Source organism: Candidatus Deferrimicrobiaceae bacterium, from assembly GCA_035256765.1.
Classification (GTDB): domain Bacteria; phylum Desulfobacterota; class Deferrimicrobia; order Deferrimicrobiales; family Deferrimicrobiaceae; genus CSP1-8.
This window is the reverse complement of sequence record DATEXR010000078.1, coordinates 1-1940: the sequence shown is the minus strand read 5'-3', so window position 1 is coordinate 1940 and position 1940 is coordinate 1. Positions and strand designations below refer to the sequence as shown.

Below are 1940 nucleotides of genomic sequence, written 5' to 3'. Positions count from 1 at the left end.
CAGCCGAGGCGAAGCGGATGCGCCGTCAGACCGCGAAGGACGACCGAGCACGGCGCAGGCGTACTTGCGGTACGCCGAGCCGGGCGCAGGGAGTCCGACAAAGGGCTGGCGGTGCAGACCGAGCCGCAGGCGCCGGTCGCCAAAAGGGCTGCCTTTTCTGCTGCGACAAGCGATCCCCGGGCTGCGTCGGGCGTGCTCGTCGCTCGCTTGTGCGGCGTACTGACCGTACGCCTCCGCGCTCGCTCCTGCGCTTGCCCGCCGTAGCCAAAGGGTCTCCCTGGTCTCGCGACGAAACCCTTCCGGGGACCGGCCCCCTGCAGCGGCGCTCGAATGCCAAGGGATTTGCGAGACGGTGCACTAGGGGAGGAAGCGAATGCCCGGGAGCAGGATGAGAAACATCGTGGTGGGAATTCTGGCCGTTTTCGGCGGCCTGGTGATCCTGGCGTCGTTTGCGGCAGGGGTTTTCTATTTCCGGGGAAAGGGGCGCATTCCGCAGAAAACGGTCATCGCGGTCGACCTCGAGCGGGCCGTCGTGGAATATGTGCCCGACGACCAAGTGGCCGGATTCCTGCTGCGGAGATCGATGGTGTTGCGGGACGTGGTGGATGCGCTGAACCGGGCGGCGGAAGACAAGCGGGTCGTGGGGCTTGTCGCGAGGGTGGGGACATCGGGAATGGGCATGGCGCAGATCCAGGAGGTGCGCGACGCGGTTGTGGCTTTCCGCGGGAAGGGAAAGCCCGCGATCGCGCACGCGGAGACGTTCGGGGAGTTCGGCCCGGGAAACGGGGCCTACTATCTGGCGACCGCCTTCGACAACATCTACCTGCAGCCGTCCGGAAGCGTCGGCCTGACCGGCCTGATCTCCAACACCCCTTTCGTTCGGGGGACTCTCGACAAGCTCGGGATCATCCCCCGGATGGGCCGGCGGGAGGAATACAAGACCCTCGTCAACCGGCTGACCGAGAAGAAATATACCGATGCCCACCGGGAGGCCAACCGGAGGTTCCTCGCCTCCCTGTTCGGGCAGATCGTGAAGGGGATCGCGGAATCGAGAAAGCTCTCCGCGGACGAGGTGCGGTCGCTCGCGGACCGGGGACCGTTGTTCGCCGGGGAGGCGATGCGGGCGAATCTCGTGGATGGTGTCGCGTACAGGGACGAGGTGTACGAAAAGGTGCGGCGGAAAACGGGCGAGGACGCGACGTTTCTCGACCTGGGGGAATACTTCCCGAGGGCGGGGAGGATCCGGGGGGAAGGGGAGACGATCGCCCTGATCTATGGCGTGGGAGGAATCCGTCGCGGGAAGAGCCGGTACGACCCCGTCTCGGGGAGGTTCCTCCTGGGGCCGGACACCGTCGCGGATGCCTTCCGGTCCGCCACCGAGGATAAGAAGGTCAAGGCGATCCTCTTCCGGGTGGATAGCCCGGGAGGGTCGCACGTGGCCTCCGACACCATCTGGCGGGAAATCGTCCGGGCCCGGCAGGCGGGGAAGCCGGTCATCGTGTCCATGGGGAACGTGGCGGGCTCCGGGGGGTATTACATTTCCATGGCCGCCGACAGGATCGTCGCCCAGCCCGGAACGCTGACCGGGTCGATCGGGGTCTTCGCCGGGAAGATGGTGACCACCTCGTTCTGGGAGAAGCTCGGCGTGACATATGACGAGGTCCATACCAGCAGAAACGCGGATCTGTGGACCGGGACGCGGGATTACGACGCGGATCAGTGGAAGAGGGTCCAGGGGATCCTCGACCGGATCTACGAGGAGTTCACGGACAAGGCGGCCAAGGGGAGAAACCTGCCCGTGGAAAAGGTGCGGGAGGCCGCCAGGGGGCGGGTCTGGACCGGGGAGGACGCCAAAGCCCTCGGCCTGGTGGACGAACTGGGGGGCTTTCCGGCGGCACTCCGGCTCGTTCGGGAGGCGGCCGGGATTCCGGCGGAAGCCG

1 protein-coding gene is annotated in these 1940 nt (G+C 66.6%); it reads left to right on the top strand.

Features of this window, described 5'->3' with window-relative positions:
- Positions 1–388: 388 nt before the first annotated feature.
- Positions 389–1940: signal peptide peptidase SppA (gene sppA / locus VJ307_02380; GenBank protein HJX72975.1), on the top strand; the 1552-nt coding region annotated here is incomplete at its 3' end.